Raw genomic sequence first — 22452 nt, 5'->3', positions numbered from 1 at the left:
TATGAAGTTGTCAAGTAACTGGCTGAAATTATTACTTGTGTGACTTTATGTCCTTTCATGTCTTTGTGGTGAACTGTTTTTCTGGAATACACATCCCTTTGCAAGAAGGATTTTATAATGACCACCGATATCCACAGCCAGAAGATCCTCATCCTCGACTTCGGGTCGCAGGTCACCCAACTCATCGCCCGCCGCATCCGCGAGCAGAGCGTCTACTGCGAGATCCATCCCTTCAATATGCCCCTGGAAAAGATCACGTCGTTCGATCCCCAGGGGATTGTGCTCTCCGGCGGGCCGTGCAGCGTCTATGACGCCGATGCGCCACTCTCCGATCAGCGCATCTTTGAGTTGGGGGTCCCGGTTTTGGGCATCTGCTACGGCATGCAGCTCATGACCCAGCAGTTGGGCGGCCGGGTGGAGCGCTCCGACAAACGGGAATACGGCCGCTCCAAATTGCAGATCGACGACAATGGCGATCTCTTCAGCGGCTTCAGCGGCCATGAAGAGGTGTGGATGTCCCACGGCGACCGCATCGAGGAGATGCCCAAGGGCTTCGGCACCATCGCCCACACCGACCATTCGCCGGTTGCCGCCATGAAAGACGCGCAACGCCGCTTCTTCGGGGTGCAGTTCCATCCCGAGGTGGTGCATACGCCCCGGGGCGACGAGATGTTGGGCAACTTCATCTTTACGGTGTGCGGCTGCAAGCCGACCTGGACCATGGCCGGCTTCATCGAGGCCGAGATCGCGTCGATCAGGGAGAAGGTCGGAACGGGCAAGGTGATCTGCGCCCTGTCCGGCGGGGTCGATTCCTCGGTCGTGGCGGTACTGATCCACAAGGCTATCGGCGACCAGCTACAGTGCATCTTCGTCAACAACGGCCTGCTGCGCAAAGGTGAGGCGGAGAAGGTCGTCAACCTCTTTACCAAGCATTTCAAGATCAACCTGGACTACGTGGATGCCTCGGCACGCTTTCTGGAAAAACTGGCGGGTGTGAGCGACCCGGAAAAGAAGCGCAAGATCATCGGCAACGAATTCATCTACCTGTTCGAGGAAGAGGCCGTCAAACTGGGGCAGGTGGATTATCTGGCCCAGGGAACGCTTTACCCGGACGTGATCGAATCGGTCTCCACCAAGGGGCCGTCGGCGGTCATCAAGAGCCACCACAATGTGGGCGGCCTGCCGGAGCGCATGAACCTGAAGCTGCTTGAGCCGGTGCGGGAACTCTTCAAGGATGAGGTCAGGCTGCTGGGCAAGGAACTGGGGATGCCGGACGAGGTGGTCCACCGCCAGCCGTTCCCTGGGCCGGGGCTGGCGATCCGCTGCATCGGCGAACTCACCGCCGAAAAGCTGGAGATCCTGCGCGAGGCGGACGCCATCGTGCTGGAAGAAATCCGCAAGGCCGGGCTGTACCGGGACATATGGCAATCCTTCGCCGTGCTCCTGCCGGTACGGACGGTGGGTGTCATGGGCGATGCCCGGACCTATGATTTCACCGTGGCGCTCCGGGCGGTCAACTCCCTGGACGGCATGACCGCCGACTGGGTCAAGCTGCCCTATGAACTTCTGGGCACCATCTCTTCACGCATCATCAATGAGGTCAAAGGGGTCAACCGGGTGGTGTACGACATCAGCCAGAAGCCGCCCGCAACCATCGAGTGGGAGTAGCTGCCGCGGAGAAGGCGTCAAACCTGTCAGAGATTCATAACGACACGTGGGAGGTAACAGACTTTGTCAGGAATATCCTTTGAAGAGATCATGTTCACCATCATGTCCGCTACCCAGGACACCTTCAAGAGTTACATGAATATCGACCTGTTGGCCGGCAAGGTCGAAAAAAGGGTGGATCCGGTGGATTCTGATGTGACCGGCATCGTGGGCGTGGCCGGGGACCGGGTCGGCTACATCATCTTTGCCACCGACAAGAAGACGGCCCAGTGCGTCGCCAAGGAACTGCTGATGGTGGAGGAGGCCGACGACGAGTGCATCCGGGATGCGGTCGGCGAACTGGCAAACAACATTGCCGGTGTGTTCAAGACCAAGTACCACGAGCAGTACGGCAGCGTGGCCCTGGGGCTGCCGCTGGTGGTTTCCGGCCAGTTGCGCGCCATTTCCGAACCGCCCGACCTTAATGAAAGCTCCAGCATCAATGTGCAGTGCAAGGGGGTGACGATTCCCTTCACCACGGTCAGCGGCGCCATCAACATCAAAGTCATGGTGTATATGTAGCTGGTGACGGCGCCGCGCTCCATGTGGTTCGCTTCGGGGGGTGCCTGGCGATGGGAGTGCTCCTGCTGCTTTCGGGCTGTGCCGCCACGGCGCCGCAGTGGCGCAGCGACGCCTATGCCAGCTTCAATGCGGCCCTTGCCGCGGCCGCCGATTCCCCGGCACCTGAAGAGACCGACACGGTGCGCCGCACCCTTGACCTTGCCGACCGCTATTACAGGGGCGGCATGATCGAGGAGGCCGACAGCCTGTACCGCCTTGCCGGCCTGAAAAGCCGTCTCCTGTCCCGTGCCCTCCTGGCTGCCCGGCTGCGGCAGGGGGCCGGCGTGGGCGTGGACCCTGACGGCAGCGGCCGGGACGGCGCTGACGTGGCGCTGGCTGACGGTGTGGTTTCATTGGACGCCGCCGTACAGGATCAACAGAGCCCTTCCGAGCTTTCCGGAGACTTTCCGGCAGCAGTAGCCGAACAAGCGGCGCAGGCCGTTCAGGGTGCGGCTTCGGAGGCCCGGTCCACCGCCCCCCAACCCCACAATGAAACCTTCCCCGCGGTTTCGCCCTGCGCAGCAGTGCCCCCAAGCGGCCCGCTCAAGGGCAGTCCGTCACTTCAGGGCGCACAGCCGCGAACCGGCCCGGCGCGCAGCATCATCTACCTTACCTTCGACGACGGCCCTTCGCGCCTGACGCTGCCGATTGCCGCCTACCTGAAATCCCAGGGCATACGAGCCACGTTTTTCGTGCTTGGCTGCAATGTCCAGGGGCATGAAAAGGCTGTGACGACGCTGGTTGCCATGGGACACCGGGTTGCCAGCCACACTTTTTCCCATAACCTGCATAAGCTTAAGGCCTCGTTTGCCGGGAGTACCAACGAGATCGGCCGGACCGCTTCCCTGATCGACCGCCTGGGGGGCGATGGCCGCATGGTGCGGCTCCCCTACGGCGCTTCGGGCAGAAACCTTGTATCCCGGGTGGCCGCCGAGGGTGCCCAGATTTTTGCCTGGGATATCGACAGCTACGATTCCACCAAACGGGGTGCCCACAACCGCGGCTTCATCGTACGTGCGGTGCTGGGGCAACTGGCCAAGAGCCAGCGTAGGCATGCCATTGTGCTGTTTCACGATGGTTCCGGCCATGACGCTACCTTGGCGGCTCTGAAGGAATTGGTGCCGCTCCTTAAGGAGCGGGGATATCGTTTCGGGCTTCTTGCCCACAACGACAAGGTGGCCAGTTCATCCGCTCCGGGAGGTGCAATGCCATGAAGGAACTGTTGGGACGATATGGGGAATTGCTGCGGGAGGTGGATCGCTGGTTTGGCGGCTGCATCCAGCGCCATGGGGATCAGATTGCCTGCCACCTGGGCTGTTCGGCCTGTTGCCGGGGACTGTTCGATATCACGGTTCTCGACGCCCTCTACCTGCGCAGCGGGATCGACGCCCTGCCCGAAGCCGTCCAGCAATCCCTGCGCCTGAAGGCGGCAGACCGCCTGGCATCGCTGACCGCCTGCAATCCCGCCTTTGTCGAGCCGTGGATTCTCAACCATATCCCGGAAGAGGAATGGGAGGAGCTGATGCCGGAAGAGGATGAAACCCCGTGCCTGCTCCTGGCGGAAGACGGGAGTTGCCTGGTCTACGAACAGCGCCCCATGACCTGTCGTCTGAACGGCATCCCGCTTTGGGATACCTCGGGCGAGGCACTGATGGACGAGTGGTGCACCCTGAATTTCCGCGGTGTGGATATGGGGCGACTTGAGGACCTCCGCCATCCTTTCCTGGAGCTGTTCGCCCAGGAACTGCTCCTGTTTCGGGAACTTACCCGCAAGCTGCTGGGGGAGGCGGTCAATGAACTGGATACCTTCATCCCGGCGGCGCTGGTACTCGATGCCGGGATGATCGGGGCGTCTCGGCGGCACTAGCCCAGTGTTATCGAAGGTTTGAAGCGCGGCGCGGCGCGTTCCAGGATGGGTTCCAGTTCGCTTGCGTTGCGGACGGCCGGGTAACAGGTCCCCAGGGCACAGATGGTGAGGGTGGGGGCACTGTCGGTCGCTTCGAAGGACAGTGCCAAGTTGAGGCAGTAGCGTGCTTTCAAGCCATGCAGCAGGCCCTGCATGGCGGGATGGTGCCGTTGTCCGGAAAAGTGGGCCTCGAACGGCTCTTCCTCCAGGAGGGTCATGGCATACAGGCTTCCCAGGTGGATCGAGGGTTGGCGCTGCACATCGTCGGCACGGCTTTCCAGCAAGCGGCGGGCGTGATCCAGCAGATCGGGCCGTGCGGCTGCGCGGGCCAGACGGATAAATATCTGGGCGGTCAGGGAGAAAGGTGACGGCATGACCCCGTCATGTTCCTGGGTTGCCGCCAGGGGCATGGGCTCGGCATCACGGCCGGTTTTCAAAAAGCGGCCGCTGTCGGGGTCCAGGAAGATTTCCAGCATCTGGTCGGCGAGTTGCAGTGCCCGCTCCAGCCAGGCCGTATCCAGGGTCGCTTCGAACAGTTCCAGCAGGCCGAACGCCAGGAAAGCGTAATCCTCCAGAAACCCAGGGACATCGGCCGCATCCCCCAGAAAACTGCGCAGGAGGCGCCCATCCCTGCGGCGCAACCGCTCCCGCAAAAACGATGCGGCGCGGCCGGCCGCATCAAGGAACGCGGCATTGCCGGACACCGCTCCGCCGCGGGCCAGGGCGGCAATCATCAGGCCGTTCCAGGCGGTGATGACCTTCTCGTCCCTGAAGGGTCCGATGCGCCGTTCCCGTTGCGCCAACACCAGCTCCCGGCCGTGTTCCAGCCGTCGGCCGGCTTCGGTCGGCTCCAGTCCCTCCCGGATACAGAATTCTTCCAGGCCGAGCGGCGTGTTCAGGATGGTTCGTCCTTCAAAATTACCCCCGTCGGTCACGCCGTAAAACCGGCAGAACAGGGGGGCATCTTCGCCGAGGCACTCCTCGATCTCTCCTTTGTCCCAGACGTAGCATTTGCCTTCCACGCCTTCCGAATCGGCATCCAGGGCTGCATAGAAACCTCCTTCGGGCGAGGTCAGTTCGCGGGCGACGAAGCCGAAGATGTTTTCGGCCATGTGCAGATACGCGCCGTCCCCCGTCGCCTGGTTCGCCTCCAGCGCCGCCAGCCCGACCATGGCCTGATCGTAGAGCATCTTTTCGAAATGTGGCACGAGCCACTCCCGGTCCACGGCGTAACGGTGCACACCGCCCCCCACCTGGTCCCATATCCCGCCCCCGCGTATCTTTTTCAGGGTGTGGAGCGCCATCTCCAGCGCCCGGTGGTTCTCCGCCGTCCCCTGCCTGATGAGCCAACTCAGGTTGATGGCCATGGGGAACTTGGGAGCGGTCCCGAACCCGCCGTGCAGTGGGTCGTATATGCTGCTCAACTGATTGAACGATATGTATGCAAGCTCTTGTAAATTAAGGCTTGTATTTGTTGTGTCCTGAGGGGAGAGGTTGCCCATGGCATCCATGATGCCGCGGCAGTTTTTTTCGATCAGATCGGGGCGCTGATGCCACAGTGCTGCAATGTTGGGGAGCAGTTCCATCAGGCCGCTCCGGCCGGCGTGCCCCTGCCGCGGGAGGTAGGTGACGGCCATGAAGGGGCGCTTGTCCGGCGTCATGAAGACGTTTAACGGCCAGCCGCCGCTGCCGGTCAGCACCTGGGACACGGTCATGTAGAAGTCGTCGATATCCGGGCGTTCCTCCCGGTCCACCTTGATGCAGACGAAATGACTGTTCAGCAGCGCGGCGACCTGTTCGTCCTCGAACGACTCGTGGGCCATGACGTGGCACCAGTGGCAGGTGGCATAGCCGATGGAGAGCAGGATCGGCAGGTTCCCGTCGCGGGCTCTCTCAAAGGCCGCGTCGCCCCATTCGTACCAAGCCACCGGATTTTCGGCGTGTTGCAGCAGGTAAGGGCTGCGGGCAAAGATCAGGCGATTGAAGCCCTGGCCGCCGTCCGGCGGAAGGACGCTCTTGTCCAGAACCCTGAGCCGGGCGATGTATGCGGCGGTGTCAAGCCTTGTGTCTGCCATGGGGTACCTTTCCTGTGCAGGGCGGGAATTATGGGCGCACATTTATAAGTATTCGAAATAATGAAACTTTATTATTGACAATGACGTGGCGGTTGCTATAGTTGATTGTAACAATTATATGGGGAGGGGTTATGAAAAAAGTTTCTTTGCTTGTCATTTTTTTGCTGTGCGGCGCATTCACGGTATTTGCCAGGGATACGCTACCCAGTCCTGATGTGCTGGGCAAGGAATCTATTTTTACCAGTGAGCGCCTGGCCGCCTACGACACGATAGTCGTCAAGGCGTTTGCCACCGAGGGGGCTGAAATGGCCAATCTCGACGACGAGGAAAAGAAGACCGTGGAGGAAATCAAGCCGACCATCGTGAAGAACCTGCAGGAGAGCCTCGTCAAATACCTGAAAAAAGAAGGCAAATTCAAGAACGTGCTCGCCGGTGGCACCCCGAAGGGCAAGGCCATAATCGTCGAGGGTAAGTTCACCAAATTCAACGGCGGCATTGGCGCGGCCAAGTTTTTCCTGGGGTGGATGGCCCCGGAGAGCGGCAAGACCAATATCTCGGTCTCGGGTCGTCTGGTCGATGCCAAAACCGGCAAGGAACTGGCAACCTTCAGCGATACCCGCTCCGGCGGCGAGGGGGGGGGATTGGGCCGTATCAGGGGGGTCATGCCGGTCCAGGCCACGGACGAGGGCGAAGAGATCGCCAACTTCATCCACAAGCTCTATTGATGGCTTACACCGCCCGCGTTGCCGTCGGATGCGGGCTTTTTCCGAGGTGATTTTACGATGCGCGAGATTCAGGGCAATATCTGGGACTACCAGAAAACCGCCGTCGTTGCCGTCACCACCAACGGTCAGGTGGCGAAAGGCGGCAAGGCCGTCATGGGGCGGGGAGTGGCTGCCCAGGCGGCCCGGCTGTTTCCCTGGTTTCCCGGAAGGCTCGGCGCCTGCATCGCCAAGGACGGCAACCATGTCCACCACCTGGGCGATAACCTGGTGAGCTTTCCAGTGGAACAGTCCCCCTATGAAGTCCCCGACCTGGGGCTGATCGAGCGCTCTGCCCGTGAATTGGCCGCACTGGCCGACAGGGCGGGGTGGGCAACGGTCGTGGTGCCGCGGCCCGGTTGCGGGGGAGGGGGGCTGGCGTGGCATGATGTGCGCCCACTCCTGGAACGTTACTTCGATGACCGGTTCCTGGTGATCATGGCGGGATAAAGGCTATCTCTCACAGAGACACAGAGGAAACACACTATTTGGTATCAACCACCCCGGCCCAGTGGGGCCTAAAGGGTTAGGGGTGGTGATTTTTTTTGTTGTCCTCTGTGCCTCTGTGAGCTTGAGCGAACTATAGCGAGCGAGTGAGAGACCGTTCCGATTCAGCTTACTCCCCCAGCATCTGCGCAAAGAAGGCCGCCGCCAGATCCACCGGTTCCCCTTGTGCATCCTCGCCGCCATCGCCTGGCGTGTCGATCAACAGGTGCTCCGGTATCTCCGCCAGAAAACGGCTCGGCTTGCGCTCTTCGATGGCACCGTACTTCCTGCGGGTCCGGCAGCGGGATATGGTCAGGTGCTGGCGGGCGCGGGTTATGCCCACATAGCACAACCGCCGCTCCTCGGCACAGGTCGGGTCTTCTTCCATGGATCGCTTGTGGGGGAGCAGTTCCTCCTCCAACCCCACCAGGTAAACATGATTGAATTCCAGCCCTTTGCTCGAATGCAGCGACATGAGGGTGACGGCGTTGTGGCCGTGTTCCTTGTCGTCTTCCGATTTTTCCTCGTCCATCAGCGATATCCGTTCCAGAAACGCCGACAGGGTGGCCCTGGGGGTCTGGGCCTCGAACAGGGCCAGGGAGTTGACCACCTGCTCGATGTTCTCGATCCGTTTGCGGGCCTGGGAGGCGTCGTTCAAGGTGCGGTACAGCTCGTCCTCGATGCGCAGACGGTTGAAAAGGGCGTTGACCTGGGCGCCCAGATCGGTGCGGCCGAACCCGGCAATGACTTCCGTCATCATCCGGTGGAAGGCGTTTACCGCCTTTTTCGACGACTCGGAAATGTCGGCGATCTCCGCCACCCGGCCCAGGGTCTCGAACAGCGGGACGTTGTGCGCCAGGGACCATTGGTTGAGATGCAGCAGGGTGTTGTCGCCGATGCCCCGGCGGGGGAAATTGATGATGCGCAGCAGGGATGCCTCGTCACCCGGATTGTCGATGACCCGCAGGTAGGCCACGGCGTCCTTGACCTCCTTGCGCTCGTAGAACTGCTGTCCCCCCACCACGATGTACGGGATGCGTTCCAGGCGCATTTTCTCCTCAAAGGCCCGGCTTTGGGCGTTGGAGCGGTAGAGCACGGCAAAATCGGACCATGGGAGTTTGCCGCGGAACTGTTCCAGCATCATGCTGTCAACCACCCGGGCGGCCTCTTCCTCCTCGTCGGCCGCAACGAACAGGTCGATCCCGCGCCCCTGGCCGCCGGCCGTCCAGAGCGCCTTGTCGGTGCGGACCGGGTTGTTCCTTATGACGCTGTTGGCCGCATCCAGGATCGAGCTGGTGGAGCGGTAGTTCTGCTCCAGCTTGATCACCCGGCAGCCGGGATAATCCTGTTCGAAATTGAGGATGTTCTGCACCTCTGCCCCGCGCCAGCCATAGATGGACTGGTCGTCGTCCCCCACCACGCAGATGTTGCCGGACTTCTGTGCCAGAAGCGAGATGAGCAGGTATTGGGAGGCGTTGGTGTCCTGGTATTCGTCCACCATGATGTAACGGAAACGCTCCTGCCAGTGCCCCAGGATGGCGGCATTGGACTGCAACAGCCCGACCGAGAGCATGATGATGTCGTCGAAGTCGATGGCGTTGAACCCCTTGAGCAGTTCCTGATAGCGGGGATACACGGCGGCCGTGGCCAGTTCGAGCTTGTCGTCGTGGGCCGGTTTGAATGCGGCGGGGCTGATCAGGCGGTTCTTGAGGCCGGAGATCTTCCAGAGCATCAGGTCCGGGTCGCATTGCTTCGGGTCGATGTCCCGTTCCCGCATGGCCTGACGCAGCACGCCGGCCTGGTCCGACGAGGAGTAGATCGAGAAGTTTGGCTTGTAGCCCAGCGCCCGGATATCGCGGCGCAGGATGCGCACCCCCAGGGAGTGGAAGGTGGAGATGATGATCCCGTCCGCCATCCTGCCGGCCATGGCGCCGACGCGCTCCTTCATCTCCCGGGCGGCCTTGTTGGTGAAGGTCACCGCCAGGATGTTGTCGGCGGAGATGTGTTTGTCCTTGAGCAGATGAACGATGCGGGTTGTAATGACCTGGGTCTTGCCGGAACCGGCCCCGGCCAGGATCAGCAGGGCGCCTTCGGTGTGGTTGACCGCCTGCTGCTGCGGAGTGTTGAGTCGTTTCATAGGTGTTCAGGTGTACCACAAACAGCGCTGACGACGCAAATCTGTTTCACGCTTGTTGCTACGGTGTAAAAAAAATGTAACATTTATAAGGTAGAACAAAATCGCACCCTGGAGACCATGGTGACAGCAACCCCTCATATCAAAAAACAATCCCGGACTAAGACCAAGCGAGGCAAGGTGGACAAGGCAGGCCCAACAGCGGAAAAGGCCCCCAAGGCCAAGGCATCGAAGCAGCAGAAACCGTCCGAGGCCAGAGAGGACGGGGCTCCGGCAGCGCCCGAGTTCGACCTGGGCGACAGCGAATGGTATCTCAACCGGGAGCTGACCTGGCTGGAGTTCAACCAGCGGGTGCTGCACGAGGCCGAGGACAGCCGGCCCCCCCTGCTGGAACGCCTGAAATTCATCGCCATTGTCAGCTCCAATCTGGACGAGTTCTTCATGAAGCGGATCGGCGGCCTCAAGCAGCAGATCGGCGCCGGCATGCGGGAGTTGACCCTGGATGGCCGCACGCCGCGCCAGCAGGTGCAGGAATGCCACCTCGTCGTTCGCAGTCTTGAGGCGCGCAAGGACCAGCTTTTCCGGCAAATCCGCTCCCTGCTGGAGGAGAAGGGCATCGCCATAGAGTCCTACGGCGAGCTTACCGCCAAGGAGAAAAAAGCGCTCCGGGAACACTACTACACCAACATCTTTCCCCTGTTGACCCCCCAGTCCATCGACCCGGCCCATCCGTTCCCGTTCATTTCCAACCTGTCGCTCAACCTGCTGGTGACCCTGCGCTACCCCAGGGCGCGGGAGGTGTCCCTGGCGCGGGTCAAGGTGCCGGTCGGCCTGGGGACGCCCCGTTTTATCCGGGTGGGGAAGGGGGACCATTTCGTCTGCCTGGAAGACGTGATGATGAATAACCTGGACATGCTCTTTCCCGGCATGAATATCGTGAGTTGCGAGATCTTTCGCGTGACCCGCAATGCCAATACCGAGCGGGACGAGGAAGAGGCCGACGATCTGATGGCCATGATCGAGTCCGAGTTGAAGGAGCGGAAGTTCGCCCCGATCGTGCGTCTGGAGATCGGCACCGGCATGGACCCGGTCCATCGGGGCCGGCTGGCGGCCGAGCTGGAACTGGACGAGGAAAACGACGTTTTCGAGGTGCCGGGGCTACTGGCCATGCGTGACCTGTTCGAATTGGCCGGTCTCGATTATGCCCGGCTGCACGATCCGCCCCATTACCCTATCGAACACCCCCAGTTGCAGGCGACGCGCAATATTTTCCATATCATCCGCGACTGCGGCTCCATCCTGCTGCAACACCCCTACGAGTCCTTCTCCACGTCGGTGGAGCGCTTTCTGCGCGAAGCGGCCATCGACCCCAAGGTACGCGGCATCAAGATGACCCTCTACCGCACCTCGATCCAGGGGCGCATCATCGATTCCCTGGTGCTGGCCGCCCAGAACGGCAAGCAGGTGGCGGTGGTGGTGGAGCTCAAGGCACGTTTCGACGAGGCGGCCAATATCCGCCTGGCGGAACGGATGGAGGAGGCAGGCATCCATGTGACCTACGGGGTCGTCGGCCTCAAGACCCACTGCAAGGTCATTCTGGTGGTACGCCAGGACTACAACGGACTGCGGCGGTACGTCCATATCGGCACCGGCAACTACCACGCCGAAACGGCACGCGTCTACAGCGATCTGGGGCTGTTGACCTGCGACCAGACCATTGGCCAGGATGTGACGGAACTGTTCAACTACCTGACCACCGGCTTCATGGCGAAACGCAACTACCAGAGGATCGTGCCGGCGCCCCGCATGCTCAAGAAGGCGCTCCTGGCGGGGATCGAGCGGGAGATCGAGTCGCACCGCCAAAAGGGGGGCGGACTGATCCAGTTCAAGATGAACGCCCTGGAAGACGGCGACATCGTCAAGGCGCTCTACCGGGCGTCCCAGGCCGGGGTGAAGATCGACCTGGTGGTGCGCGATACCTGCCGGTTGCGTCCCGGTATCCCCGGGCTTTCCGAGAATATCCGGGTCATGAGCGTCGTCGGACGCTTCCTGGAGCATTCGCGCCTCTACTATTTCAGAAACGGCGGGGCCGACGAGTACTACCTCGCCTCGGCAGATGCCATGAAACGCAACCTGGAGGCTCGCGTGGAAGTCCTCTGCCCGATCGACTCCCCGGAATTGACCAGGGAGTTACGGACCATCTTCGACATACATCTCGCCGACCAATGCTCGGTCTGGGACATGCACCCGGACGGCACCTATGTCCAGCGCATGCCCACCGGGGAATCCTCACCCCATGGCAGCCACCACCTGATGATCGAACAAGCTTCCCGGCGTCTCAGGGAGTCGCTCAAACAAAAGAAAAAGACCAAAGCAAAATCCTGATTTTTTCCAGATACCCCCGGATAACGGCTGCCTCGGCAGCCGTTATCTCTGAGAGGGGCATTCCGGGTTGATCTTTATAAAATTGTTGCAATAAAACAATTTTATATTATACTAAATGGCAATAATCGTTTTTTCATATACCCATAATGATTGATGTTAGGTCACTCCAACCAAAAGGGGGTTGCGAATGAATAATCAAAATGGTGACGCTGAAAACGGTATGATAGAACGCGATTACATTGGTCGGGAATACTCCGTAGGCGAAATCCTCAGGGAACGGGGGGTTTCCCGGCGGGATTTCCTGAAATTCTGCTCCGCCATGACCGCTGCCATGGCCTTGCCGGCCACCTTTGCCCCCAAGGTCGCCCAGGCCCTGGACGAGGTCAAGCGGCCACCCCTGGTCTGGCTGGAGTTTCAGGACTGCGCCGGGGACACGGAGGCGCTGCTGCGCTCCGCCAACCCGACCGTGGGGGAGATCGTCCTCGACATCCTCTCGGTCGACTACCATGAAACCATCATGGCCGCCGCCGGGCATCAGGCCGAAGCGGCGCTGGAAAAAACCATTGCCGACTACCGGGGCAAATACCTCTGCGTCGTCGAAGGATCGATCCCCATGAAGGACGGCGGCGTCTACGGCTGTGTGGGGGGCAAATCGCATCTGGACCGGGCGCGTCAGGTCTGTGGCGGCGCCCTGGCAACCATTGCGGTGGGCACCTGCGCATCCTTTGGCGGCATCCCGGCGGCCGTGCCCAACCCAACCGGCGCCGTCGGCGTCAAGGAAGCGGTTCCCGGCGCAACGGTCATCAATCTGCCCGGCTGCCCGGTCAATGCCGACAACCTGACCGCCACCGTGGTCCATTATCTGGTGTTCGGCAAGATCCCGGCCCTGGACGGCCATGGTCGGCCACTGTTTGCCTATGGCAAGCGCATCCACGACAACTGCGAGCGCCGTCCCCATTTCGATGCCGGCCAGTACGTGGAGCATTGGGGCGACGACGGCCACCGCAAGGGGTTCTGTCTTTACCGGATGGGATGCAAGGGGCCGGCCACCTTCCACAATTGTCCCACCCAGCGTTACAACGAAAAGACCGGATGGCCGGTGGGCAGCGGCCACGGCTGTGCCGGCTGCTCGGAACCGGCCTTCTGGGATACCATGGGCCCCCTGTACAAACGCCTGCCCCATGTGCCCGGCTTCGGCATTGAACACACCGTCGACAAGATCGGCATCGGCCTGGCGGCCGGCGCCGCCGCGGCCTTTGCCGTCCACGGTGCGCTGAACGCCATTCGGAGAGATAAAGAACCCAGCGACGAGACCAGGGAGGGATAGGCAATGGCCAAGATAGTGGTTGACCCGATTACCCGCATTGAAGGACACCTGCGCATCGAGGCCGAGATCGACAACGGCAGGATCACCGATGCCTGGAGCTCCAGCACCATGTTCCGCGGCATCGAGAAGATCCTCAAGGGACGCGACCCCCGGGATGCCTGGTTCTGGACCCAGCGTTTCTGCGGCGTCTGCACCACCGTGCATTCCATCGCCTCCATCCGGGCCGTGGAGGATGCCCTCAAGATCAAGATCCCACCCAATGCCCAGTTGATCAGGAACATCATCATCGGCATCCAGAACGTGCAGGATCACGTCATCCATTTCTATCACCTGCACGCCCTGGACTGGGTGGACGTGACCTCGGCCCTCAAGGCCGACCCGGCCGGGACTTCTGCCCTGGCCGCCTCCCTTTCCGACTGGCCCAACAACTCCCCGACCTACTTCAAGTCGGTGCAGGACAGGCTCAAATCCTTCGTGGCATCGGGGCGCCTCGGCCCCTTTGCCAACGCCTATTGGGGGCATCCGGCCTACAAACTCCCCCCCGAGGCGAACCTGATGGCGACGGCCCACTATCTGGAAGCCCTGGAATGGCAGAAGGACGTTATCAGGATCCACGCCATCCTGGGGAGCAAGAATCCCCATCCCCAGACCTTTCTGGTGGGCGGCATGGCGATCCCCATCGATCCCGACTCCCAGAACGCCCTCAACGCCGACAAGCTGATGGAGATCAAGCGCCTGCTGAAGAAGGCACAGGATTTCGTGGAAAAGGTCTATATCCCGGATCTCCTGGCGGTTGCCTCTTTTTACAAGGATTGGGCCGCCATCGGCGGCGGGGTGGGCAACTTCCTCTGCTACGGCGAATTCCCCGATGCTGCCGGCAACCAGTGGTTGCCCCAGGGGGCCATCCTGGGCAAGGATATCTCCAAGGTGCTGCCGGTGGACCAGAAAAAGGTGGCCGAGTATGTGGATCACTCCTGGTTCGAATATAAAAACGGCCCGGAAAAGGGGCTCCATCCCTGGGAGGGCGAATCCGAGGCGCGCTACAGCGGCCCCAAACCGCCCTACGAACATCTGGATACGGACAAAAAATACTCCTGGGTCAAGGCCCCCCGCTACGATGAAAAGGCCATGGAAGTAGGCCCCCTGGCCAGGGTGCTGGTGGCGTACGCCTCCGGCCACAAGGAGGCCAAGGGGGCGGTGGATATGGTGCTGAACAAGTTGGGGGTTGGCCCCGAGGCGCTCTTTTCCACCCTGGGGAGGACCGGCGCCCGCGGCATCGATTGTCTGCTCATCGCCCGCCAGACCCCCGCATGGCTGGACGAACTGATCGCCAATATCGCCAAGGGGGACTACCGCATCCACGCCAACGAGAAGTGGGACCCCGGCGAATGGCCCGCCGAGGCCAGCGGCTATGGTTGGCACGAGGCGCCGCGCGGCGCCCTGGGGCACTGGATCAGGATCAAGGACCAGAAGATCCTCAACTATCAGGCGGTTGTTCCCTCCACCTGGAACGCCTCCCCCCGGGATGCCAAGGGGCAGCGCGGCCCCTACGAGGCATCCCTGGTCGGAACCCCGGTGGCCGATCCCGCCAAGCCGCTGGAGATCCTGCGCACCGTCCATTCCTTTGACCCGTGCCTGGCCTGCGCCGTTCATGTGACGGATGCGGCCGGAAACGAAGTGATCAGGGTGAAGGTTTCCTAGAAAGGGGGCCGGCTATGAGTGAACAGTGCAAATTCAAAAACTACATATGGGAACTGCCGGTGCGCTGGTGCCACTGGATCAACGTGATCTGCATCGCCGTGCTGTCGATGACCGGCTTTTTCATCGGCACCCCTTTCTCGTTCGGCCGTTCCGCATCCGATTTTACGATGGGCTGGATTCGTTTCGTCCATTTCACCGCTGCCTACCTGTTTGCCGTCAGCGTGATCTCCCGGGTTCTCTGGTCATTCATCGGCAACAAGTATTCGGGGTGGAAGGAGTTCTTTCCGCTCGCCACCGCCCGGGGCCGCCACAAATTGCTCAGGATGCTGCGCTACTATCTGCTGATCGACAAGGATGTGCCTGAAACCGTTGGGCACAACCCCCTGGCCACCACGGCCTATATCGCCCTGTTCTGCATTTACTCCACCATGATCCTGACCGGCTTTGCGCTGTACGCCGAACATGCCCCCGGATCCCCGATGCACCGGGCCTTAGGCTTCATGTATGCCCTGTTCAGCAACCAGGGGATGCGCCTTACCCATCATGTCGGCATGTGGCTGATCGCCGGTTTTGTCGTCAACCATATCTACAGCGCCTGGCTGATGGACATCAAGGAGCACGGCAGCGAGATCTCCAGCATGTTCTGCGGCTATAAGTTCACGGTGAAGAAAGAGGATTGATCCATGCCGTTCACTGCCACGACAATGGCCGCACAGGGCTGCGCCTCTCTTTTTTTACAGCGGGGCGACCATGACTACGTCTGAGGGCATAGCCCCCTCCATCCTGGTGCTCGGCATCGGCAACCTGGTGATGAGCGACGACGGGGCGGGGGTGCGGGTTGTGCAGGAACTCCAGAAACGCTACCGCTTCCCGCCCCATGTGGAGATCATGGACGGGGGCACCCTGGGGCTGGATCTTCTGCACAAACTGGAGGGGGGCGGGCGGCTTTTGGTGGTGGATGCGGTCGAAACGGGGGGCAAGCCGGGAACGCTGGTGCGGTTGTCGGGCCGGGAGCTGCCGGTTGCCCTGCAAACCAAGGTTTCGCCCCATCAGATGGGGCTCAAGGATCTTCTTGCCGTGGCGGAGCTATTGGGTCACGCCCCCCGCGAAATGGTGCTGATCGGTGTCCAACCGGCCAATATCGAAATGGGGGCCGAACTTTCCCGGAATGTTGCCGAAAAGCTGGAGGAGATGATTGGCAACGTGCTGGCGGAATTGCGTGAATGGGGGGTCGAAACGTGCCCTGCCTAGCTGCGCGCCCCGTGCGCTTGCTCCGACTCTCGTAGCCGCAGCCGCCGTAGCGGTTCCCTGATGAAGGCCTGCCGCGCCTGCGTTGTTGCGCCCCGGCATCGGGCAAAATATCGCGGCATTACTTCTCGCGGCCAACCGCACGGGGTACGAGGGATTTTTTCATTTCCAGCACATTTCCGCCGTTTGTCCTCTTGTATTCCACTGAATCCATCAATGAGCGGATGATGAAGATGCCGCGCCCCTTTTCGCCGAGCTGATCCACTTCAAAGTCGGGATCGGGGACGCTCGTGAGGTCGAAACCCTGCCCGCTGTCATAGACCTTGATGCAGATCTCCTGGTCGGAGGCACTGATACGGATCAGTACCTCCTTGCTGGGGTCGGCGGCATTGGCGTGCTTGATGGCGTTTACCATGGCCTCGGTCAGCACCACGTTGAGGTGATGTGCCAAGGCCTCCCGGTCCCCGGTGAAGCGGTCCAGTTCCCGCACCACATTTTCGCCGATCTTGCCAATCATGCTCAGGTAGCGGGTCTGGTTGGGAACAACGATCTCGATGTCGATGGTGTTCTTCATGACAACCTCGCGTGTGAGGAAGCTGCTGGTGCGTGAATGAGGCTCGGTCAGTAGCTCTCCAGCGCGTCGTCCACGGTCGTGAATATATCGAAAACCCGGTGCAGGCGGGTCAGTTCGAACATCGACTTGACCTGGCTCTGGAGCGCGGAGAGCTTGAGGCTCCCCTGGCGCGCGGATGCGTTCTTGAACCCGGACACCAGGACCCCCAACCCGGAACTGTCGATGAAGCGCACCTCCTTGAGGTCGATCACCAGGTCTTTTGTCCCGCCATCGAACAGCCGGTTCAACTCGGCCTTGAGCTCGTCGGAATTATGGGCGTCAAGGCGTTCCTCCTTCACATAGATGACCCTGACGGCCCCGTTCTCTTCGATTTTCAACTGCATGGGCAACTCCTTTCGTCATGTGTCCCCGCAGCACCATGGCCGGGGAACGGTGTAGTGGTTTTTACAGGATTTTGAGCACAACCAGGGAGATGTCGTCCTGGAAGGTTTCCGAAGCGGTGAAGTCTCTTACCGCCGTGTAGAATGCATCGATGATCTCCTTGGCCGGCAGGTAACGCAGTGTGCCCAGGAGAGAGCATACCCGTCCGGTCCCGAACAATTCGTCCCGTTCGTTGCGCGCCTCGGTCAGGCCGTCCGTATAAAAGAGCAGTACGTCCCCCGTCTTGAGCTCGAAACTGCGCTCCTCGAAGATCACCGAGGTCTTGACGCCGAGGATCAGGCCTTCCGCGTCCAGCTCGACACACGAGTACTCTCCGTCACGGCTGATCATGGGGCGGTTGTGGCCGGCGTTGGCGAAAGAGAGGCGGCCGGTGGCGGAGTTGTACTTGGCGTAGAACATGGTGATGAACAGTTCGGAGCGGGTCAGGTCGTCGTACAGCTGGCTGTTGAGGATTTGCAGGATGGCGCTGGCGCTGTGGGCCGAACTGACCTGGGCGCGCAGCAGGGTGCGCACCTCGGCCATGATCAGGGCCGCGCCGACGCTGTGCCCTGAAACGTCGGCGATCAAAAGGTCGATGGTGTGATCGTCGCGCTTGAAAAAATCGTAGTAATCCCCCCCACATGGGCGGCCGAGATGCAACGCCCGGCCATGTCGATCCCGAAGGTTTCCGGGGCGGTGTCGGGCAAAAGCGACATCTGGATCTGCTGGGCGATCTCCATGTCCCGCGTGACCCGCGCACTTTTCAGGAGCGCCAGTTCCTTCTCGTTGCGTTCCCGCTCCTTGGCCTCCATCTCGCGGACAATGGTGACCGCCTGGGCCAGTTGGCCCGCCAGGCTGCACAACAGGCTGATGAACTCCTCGGTGAAGATGCCGGTGATCGACTTGGAAAAGACCGATAGGACCCCCAGGGACGGTTCGCCCTCGCGGAAGATGGGGAGATAGGCGCAGGAGACGATCCCCTCCGCCAGGGTCTGTTCCAGGTTGACGGTCCCTCCGATCTGGCTGGTGTCGTTGACGAAGTGCGGTTTGCGGTCCAGGAGCGCCATATCCCGGTAGGGGGCGCTTTCCGTGAACCAGTGCTGCGGGTTCATGGGGCGCCGGTTGCTCCCCTGATAGCTTTTGACCATAAGGGTGCCGTTGTCGTTGCGCAGTTGGATGATGGCCACATCCAGCTTGAATTCCTTCAGGAGCAGGTTGAGCAGGTCATCCATGATGATCTGGAGATCAAGGGTGCGATTGATGATCTCTGACGCCTTCAGGCGGACGTAGAGGGCTTCGCGGCTCTGGTCGAGGGAGGTGCGCACGGAGCTGAAGATGTCGTAGACCGATTCCATGCGCGACCCCATGTCGGAGAGGAAGCTGTCCACGATGGCCCCGGCGGCGGCGGCCCCGACCGATCCGGCCAGGGTTTTCTCGGTGAACCGTTTCAGGTTGGGCAGTTCGAACTCGGGGACGTTGCCCTCCGCATCCATCTCCCGGTCGCCCAGGTGACTGCTGATGGCATGGTGCGCATCCGCCTCCCCGATGAACTTGGCCATCAGGTTGACGAACTGGCCGATGGTCACCGGTTTGGAGAGGCGCTTGGTCTCGGCCTGATGGTAGGAACGCTCCTGCTCGTAGGTGCCGATGAAACGCCGCACCTGCTCACGCTCCGGTTCGTCCTGGCGCAGCAGAATCGAACAGAAGATATAGGCGCCCACATTGAACAGCATGCTCCAGAACAGGGAATGGCTCCACAGGTCCATGTTGCTGAGGCCGAACAATTCGGTCGGCTTGAGGAGCCCGATACCGAAGGGACCGTTCGTGAGCAGTTCCATCCCAAGCCAGCCGGATTTGCTGAACGAAGGGAACAGCAGGGTGTAGGTCCAGGTGAGAAAGCCGAACAGGATGCCGGTAATGGCGCCGGACTTGTTGCCCCGTTTCCAGTACAGGCCGCCCAGCATGGCCGGCAGGAACTGGCAGGCGGCCGAGAAGGAGATCAGCCCCATGTTGACCAGCATGTAGGAGTCGCCCACGATCCGGTAGTAGAAATACCCCAGGAAGATCACCAGGAAGATGCCGAGCCGTTTCAGATTGATCAGCAGGTAGGGGAACCAGGGTTGAGGGGTGAAACGAACGATGACCGGCATGAAGATGTTGTTGAGCAGCATGGTGGATATGGCGACCGATTCCACCATCACCATGCCGGCGGCGGCCGACACTCCTCCCAGAAAGGCCAAGAGGGCGATGGTCCTGTTTCCGTGCAGGAGCGGGACGTTGATGACGAAAAAATCGGCCCCGTTGCTGCTGCCGGTGGTCAGGATGCCGCCCAGGGCGATGGGCATGACGAACAGGTTGATCAGAAAGAGATAGGCGGGAAAGAGCCACATGGCCTTGGTGATGTGGTTTTCGTTCGAGTTTTCGATCACCATGACGTGGAATTGGCGCGGCAGGAGCATGATGGCGGCCATGGACATGAAGAGCATGGTGAAGGAGGGGATGTAATCCGGGTCGTTGCTGGCGCCGCCAAAGGTGAAAAGCCGTTCGAACAGTTCGGGCCGGGCGGCGTGGAAACGGGTAAAAATATCGCCGAAGCCGTCGAAGAGGTAATAGGTGACAAAGATGCCCACTCCGAGCAGGCTGACCAGCTTGACCAGCGATTCGAAGGCCACGGCGGCGATCAGCCCCTCGTGGCGCTCGCTCGATACCAGCCTGCGGGCGCCGAAGATGATGCTGAAGATCGACAGGATGATGGTCAGCAAAAGGCCGGTCGGTACCGCCAGATCCGCGCCGCCGTGGGGGAGGTGGATGCTGTTGGCCCGGAAGCCGCTGATCAGGTAGAAGCTGGTGGAGACCGCCTTTATCTGCAGGGCGATATAGGGCATGACGCCCAAGGCGGAGATGAGGGTCACCAGGGCACCCAGCCAGAGCGACTTGCCGTAGCGCAGGCTGATGAAGTCGGCGATGGAGGTGATGTTGTTCTCCTTGCTGATCTGGACGATGCGGCGCAGGAGGAAAAACCAGGAAAAGGCGGTGAGCGACGGCCCGACATAGATCATCAGGAAGTCCAGGCCGGTGGTGGCCGCTTTGCCGACGCTGCCGTAGAAGGTCCACGACGTGCAGTAGACCGCTATGGACAGGGAGTAGACGTAGGGATTGCCGACGATGCTCCGGCCGGCCCCCATGCGGCGATGGGCATGCCAGGCGATCAGGAAGATCAGTGCCGTGTAGAGGGTCGATATGATGGCCGCGTGGGCAAAGCCGGAGCTCACGATGGTCTGTTCTCCGGTGATTTGGTGGCTGGAGGGGTGCCTACGGCCAGGGTGAAGAGATAGATTATGAAGATGGAGGCCGCCCAGCCGAGGTAAAAATAGAGAAACATGACCGGGTAGCCGAAGATGGTGCCTGGTTTGTTGAAGATGTGCAAAAAGAGAAAATTCATCATGATGAAGCCCACCACGAAGAAAATGACCCATGACTCCCGGAACTGGAGTCGGCGCAGGAGTTTGTGGCGCAGGTGCTTCGTCATGGGGCGAGCCTCGCGTAGATCGGGCTGGCGAGGGCCTCGGGCGCGGCAGACGTGGCAACGTTTACCACGAGTCCTTCCGATTTATCCGGCGGCTGGAAGTTGGCGCACTGCAATTCGAGGATCTCCAGGCGGCCGTCGGAAATGCTCTCCCCGGCCGTTTCCCGTGCGACCAGACGGCGACGGTGCTCCGCCTCCGGGCAGACGCAATTCAGCACGACGCAGCGGACCGCGAGCCTTTCGGCCAGGTCGCTGAAGGGACGGCGCTGCCCGCGGCTGATGAAGCAGGCATCGATGATGACGGAACGCCCCGCCCCGAGTTCGGCTTCAGCCAGGCGCAGCAGCTCGGCGTAGGTGGCTTCGCTGGCGGCGGCCGAGTAAAGCCCGGTCTCGAACGGCACACGCATGGCCGTATCCGGCGGCAGGGCGGCCATCTGTTTGCGCACCCTATCCGAATTGAAGGTTGCGATGCCGAGTTCAAAGGCCAGCTGTGCCGCCAGGGTGCTTTTGCCGCTTCCCGTCGGGCCGCAGGTGATGAACAGGGTGGTTCCCAGGCGTTGCCGCTCGATGTAGCCTCGCGCCAGGCGAAAATATCCGGCCGCCCGTGCACCGGCGCGTTCCTGTTCCTGCGTTTCGATGCCGTTGTCGCTCTGGCGGAAACTTTCCACCTTGCCCCGCACAAAGGCGCGGTACAGCTTGTAGAAATCGACGATCTCCGGGAGGCCGGCATCGCCCGAAGCTGCCAGGTATGCGTCGAGCACCGCCTCCGCCAGGTCGCGACGGCGGTGGTAGTCCAGATCCATGAGGAGAAAGGCGATGTCGGCGGCGGTGTCGCAGTAGCGGAAGCGCTCGTTGAACTCGATACAGTCGAAGATGCAAATCCTGCCGTCGCTCAGGCAGATGTTCTCCAAGTGGATGTCGCCATCGCATTCCCGGATGAACCCCTGGGCAACGCGCTTTTCAAAGAGTTCACCCCGGCTTTCGGCAAACGAGGATACCCACTCCCGGATCACCTCCAGTTCGTCGGGTGAGAGCGGCGTCCGGGAACCGGCCGTGCTCTGGGCGAAGTTTTCCTGCCAGTTGGCCATGATCCGTTCCCGCCGGCCGTATTCGCCGATGGCGGGCGAGGTGGCGGCAGCGAGGTGGAATGCGGCGATGACCCGGGCCACTGCCCGCATGTCGTCAGCGGTCACCTCCCCCCGTGCCACCAGGCGGTCAAGCATCCGCTCCGCCGGGAGGCGTTTCATCTTGACGGCGTAATCGATAACCGGGCCGTCCCCGAAAAAGGCGGCACCGCCGGGGGCCTCCCGCACTTCCACGACGCCCAGGTAGATATCCGGACAGAGGCGGCTGTTGAGCCGCACCTCCTCATGGCAGTAAAAGCGGCGCCGGTCAATGGTCGAGAAGTTGAGAAACCCGAAATCCACGGGCTTTTTGACCTTGTAGGCCATGTCGCCTGCCAGGAATATCCAGGAAACGTGCGTCTGAATCAGCTCGACGCTATCGGCCGCCTCGGGATAGGCGCTTGATTTTAATAGTGATTTTAATATATTACGTTGCATGGCGCTGTCTCTCTTAGATAAAAATACTACCATTAAAACAACGCTTCCGCAAGCTGCTGGCCGGTCTGATATTCATTTG

Annotated in this window: 19 protein-coding genes; 11 read left to right on the top strand and 8 right to left on the bottom strand. The window is 61.0% G+C overall.

The genetic code is table 11. The features are described 5' to 3' along the window. The first annotated feature begins 117 nt into the window (after positions 1-117). The 4 genes from guaA (at position 118) to FO488_RS09630 (ending at position 4135) form a co-directional block, all read left to right on the top strand. A complete protein-coding gene (gene guaA / locus FO488_RS09645) occupies positions 118-1668 on the top strand; it encodes a glutamine-hydrolyzing GMP synthase (RefSeq protein WP_149210370.1) in 1551 nt (516 codons plus the stop codon). Between the two features lie 90 nt (positions 1669-1758). Then, the gene (locus FO488_RS09640; RefSeq protein WP_240732236.1) at positions 1759-2229 is read left to right on the top strand and encodes a chemotaxis protein CheX; all 471 of its coding nucleotides are present in this window, start codon (positions 1759-1761) and stop codon (positions 2227-2229) included. Positions 2230-2279: 50 nt separating this feature from the next. Then, positions 2280-3482 (top strand): polysaccharide deacetylase family protein, encoded by a 1203-nt coding sequence (locus FO488_RS09635; RefSeq protein WP_149210368.1) that lies wholly within the window; start codon positions 2280-2282, stop codon positions 3480-3482. After that, entirely contained in the window at positions 3479-4135 is a 657-nt protein-coding gene (locus tag FO488_RS09630; RefSeq protein WP_149210367.1) for a YkgJ family cysteine cluster protein, read from the top strand. The genes FO488_RS09635 and FO488_RS09630 overlap by 4 nt, the downstream gene beginning before the upstream one ends. Here FO488_RS09630 and FO488_RS09625 read toward each other — a convergent pair. Beyond that, the gene (locus FO488_RS09625; RefSeq protein ID WP_149210366.1) at positions 4132-6249 is read right to left on the bottom strand and encodes a thioredoxin domain-containing protein; all 2118 of its coding nucleotides are present in this window, start codon (positions 6247-6249) and stop codon (positions 4132-4134) included. The two genes, FO488_RS09630 and FO488_RS09625, sit on opposite strands and share 4 nt — an antisense overlap. Before the next feature lie 131 nt (positions 6250-6380). Here FO488_RS09625 and FO488_RS09620 point away from each other — a divergent pair, with 131 nt between their 5' ends. Together FO488_RS09620 and FO488_RS09615 are read left to right on the top strand one after the other, a co-directional pair. After that, on the top strand, positions 6381-6974 hold the full coding sequence (locus FO488_RS09620; RefSeq protein WP_149210365.1) for a DUF4410 domain-containing protein: 594 nt from the start codon (positions 6381-6383) through the stop codon (positions 6972-6974). Positions 6975-7031: 57 nt separating this feature from the next. Then, on the top strand, positions 7032-7460 hold the full coding sequence (locus FO488_RS09615; protein WP_149210364.1) for a macro domain-containing protein: 429 nt from the start codon (positions 7032-7034) through the stop codon (positions 7458-7460). 166 nt (positions 7461-7626) lie between these two features. On the opposite strand, the gene FO488_RS09610 is transcribed toward FO488_RS09615, so the two are convergent. Further along, on the bottom strand, positions 7627-9633 hold the full coding sequence (locus tag FO488_RS09610) for an ATP-dependent helicase (protein WP_149210363.1): 2007 nt from the start codon (positions 9631-9633) through the stop codon (positions 7627-7629). Between the two features lie 117 nt (positions 9634-9750). Here FO488_RS09610 and ppk1 point away from each other — a divergent pair, with 117 nt between their 5' ends. From ppk1 to FO488_RS09585, 5 genes are all read left to right on the top strand, one after another. Continuing rightward, a complete protein-coding gene (gene ppk1, locus FO488_RS09605; RefSeq protein WP_149210362.1) occupies positions 9751-12015 on the top strand; it encodes a polyphosphate kinase 1 in 2265 nt (754 codons plus the stop codon). Between the two features lie 220 nt (positions 12016-12235). Further along, on the top strand, positions 12236-13342 hold the full coding sequence (locus FO488_RS09600) for a hydrogenase small subunit (RefSeq protein WP_149210361.1): 1107 nt from the start codon (positions 12236-12238) through the stop codon (positions 13340-13342). A gap of 3 nt (positions 13343-13345) precedes the next feature. Continuing rightward, complete coding sequence (locus tag FO488_RS09595; RefSeq protein WP_149210360.1) at positions 13346-15043, top strand: nickel-dependent hydrogenase large subunit; 1698 nt, start codon at positions 13346-13348, stop codon at positions 15041-15043. A gap of 14 nt (positions 15044-15057) precedes the next feature. Continuing rightward, positions 15058-15723 (top strand): Ni/Fe-hydrogenase, b-type cytochrome subunit, encoded by a 666-nt coding sequence (gene cybH, locus FO488_RS09590; protein WP_149210359.1) that lies wholly within the window; start codon positions 15058-15060, stop codon positions 15721-15723. A gap of 70 nt (positions 15724-15793) precedes the next feature. Next, positions 15794-16294 carry a HyaD/HybD family hydrogenase maturation endopeptidase gene (locus FO488_RS09585; RefSeq protein ID WP_149210358.1) on the top strand — a complete coding sequence of 167 codons (501 nt, stop codon included), beginning with the start codon at positions 15794-15796 and terminating at the stop codon, positions 16292-16294. 118 nt (positions 16295-16412) lie between these two features. Here FO488_RS09585 and FO488_RS09580 read toward each other — a convergent pair whose 3' ends face one another. The 6 genes from FO488_RS09580 to FO488_RS09560 form a co-directional block, all read right to left on the bottom strand. Next, entirely contained in the window at positions 16413-16865 is a 453-nt protein-coding gene (locus FO488_RS09580; protein WP_149210357.1) for an ATP-binding protein, read from the bottom strand. Positions 16866-16912: 47 nt separating this feature from the next. After that, the gene (locus FO488_RS09575; RefSeq protein ID WP_149210356.1) at positions 16913-17248 is read right to left on the bottom strand and encodes an STAS domain-containing protein; all 336 of its coding nucleotides are present in this window, start codon (positions 17246-17248) and stop codon (positions 16913-16915) included. A gap of 61 nt (positions 17249-17309) precedes the next feature. Next, a complete protein-coding gene (locus FO488_RS20425) occupies positions 17310-17873 on the bottom strand; it encodes a PP2C family protein-serine/threonine phosphatase (protein ID WP_304598781.1) in 564 nt (187 codons plus the stop codon). Then, on the bottom strand, positions 17870-20557 hold the full coding sequence (locus FO488_RS09570; RefSeq protein ID WP_304598780.1) for a GAF domain-containing protein: 2688 nt from the start codon (positions 20555-20557) through the stop codon (positions 17870-17872). The genes FO488_RS20425 and FO488_RS09570 overlap by 4 nt, the downstream gene beginning before the upstream one ends. Continuing rightward, positions 20554-20814, bottom strand: coding sequence for a hypothetical protein (locus tag FO488_RS09565; RefSeq protein ID WP_149210355.1), 261 nt, complete (start codon positions 20812-20814; stop codon positions 20554-20556). The genes FO488_RS09570 and FO488_RS09565 overlap by 4 nt, the downstream gene beginning before the upstream one ends. After that, positions 20811-22373: a bifunctional aminoglycoside phosphotransferase/ATP-binding protein gene (locus FO488_RS09560; protein ID WP_149210354.1), complete on the bottom strand. Its 1563-nt coding sequence runs from the start codon at positions 22371-22373 to the stop codon at positions 20811-20813. Before FO488_RS09560 ends, FO488_RS09565 begins: the two co-directional genes overlap by 4 nt. Positions 22374-22452: the final 79 nt, after the last annotated feature.

The organism is Geobacter sp. FeAm09 (assembly GCF_008330225.1).
GTDB lineage: Bacteria > Desulfobacterota > Desulfuromonadia > Geobacterales > Pseudopelobacteraceae > Oryzomonas.
This window is presented reverse-complemented; position numbering and strand designations above follow the sequence as displayed.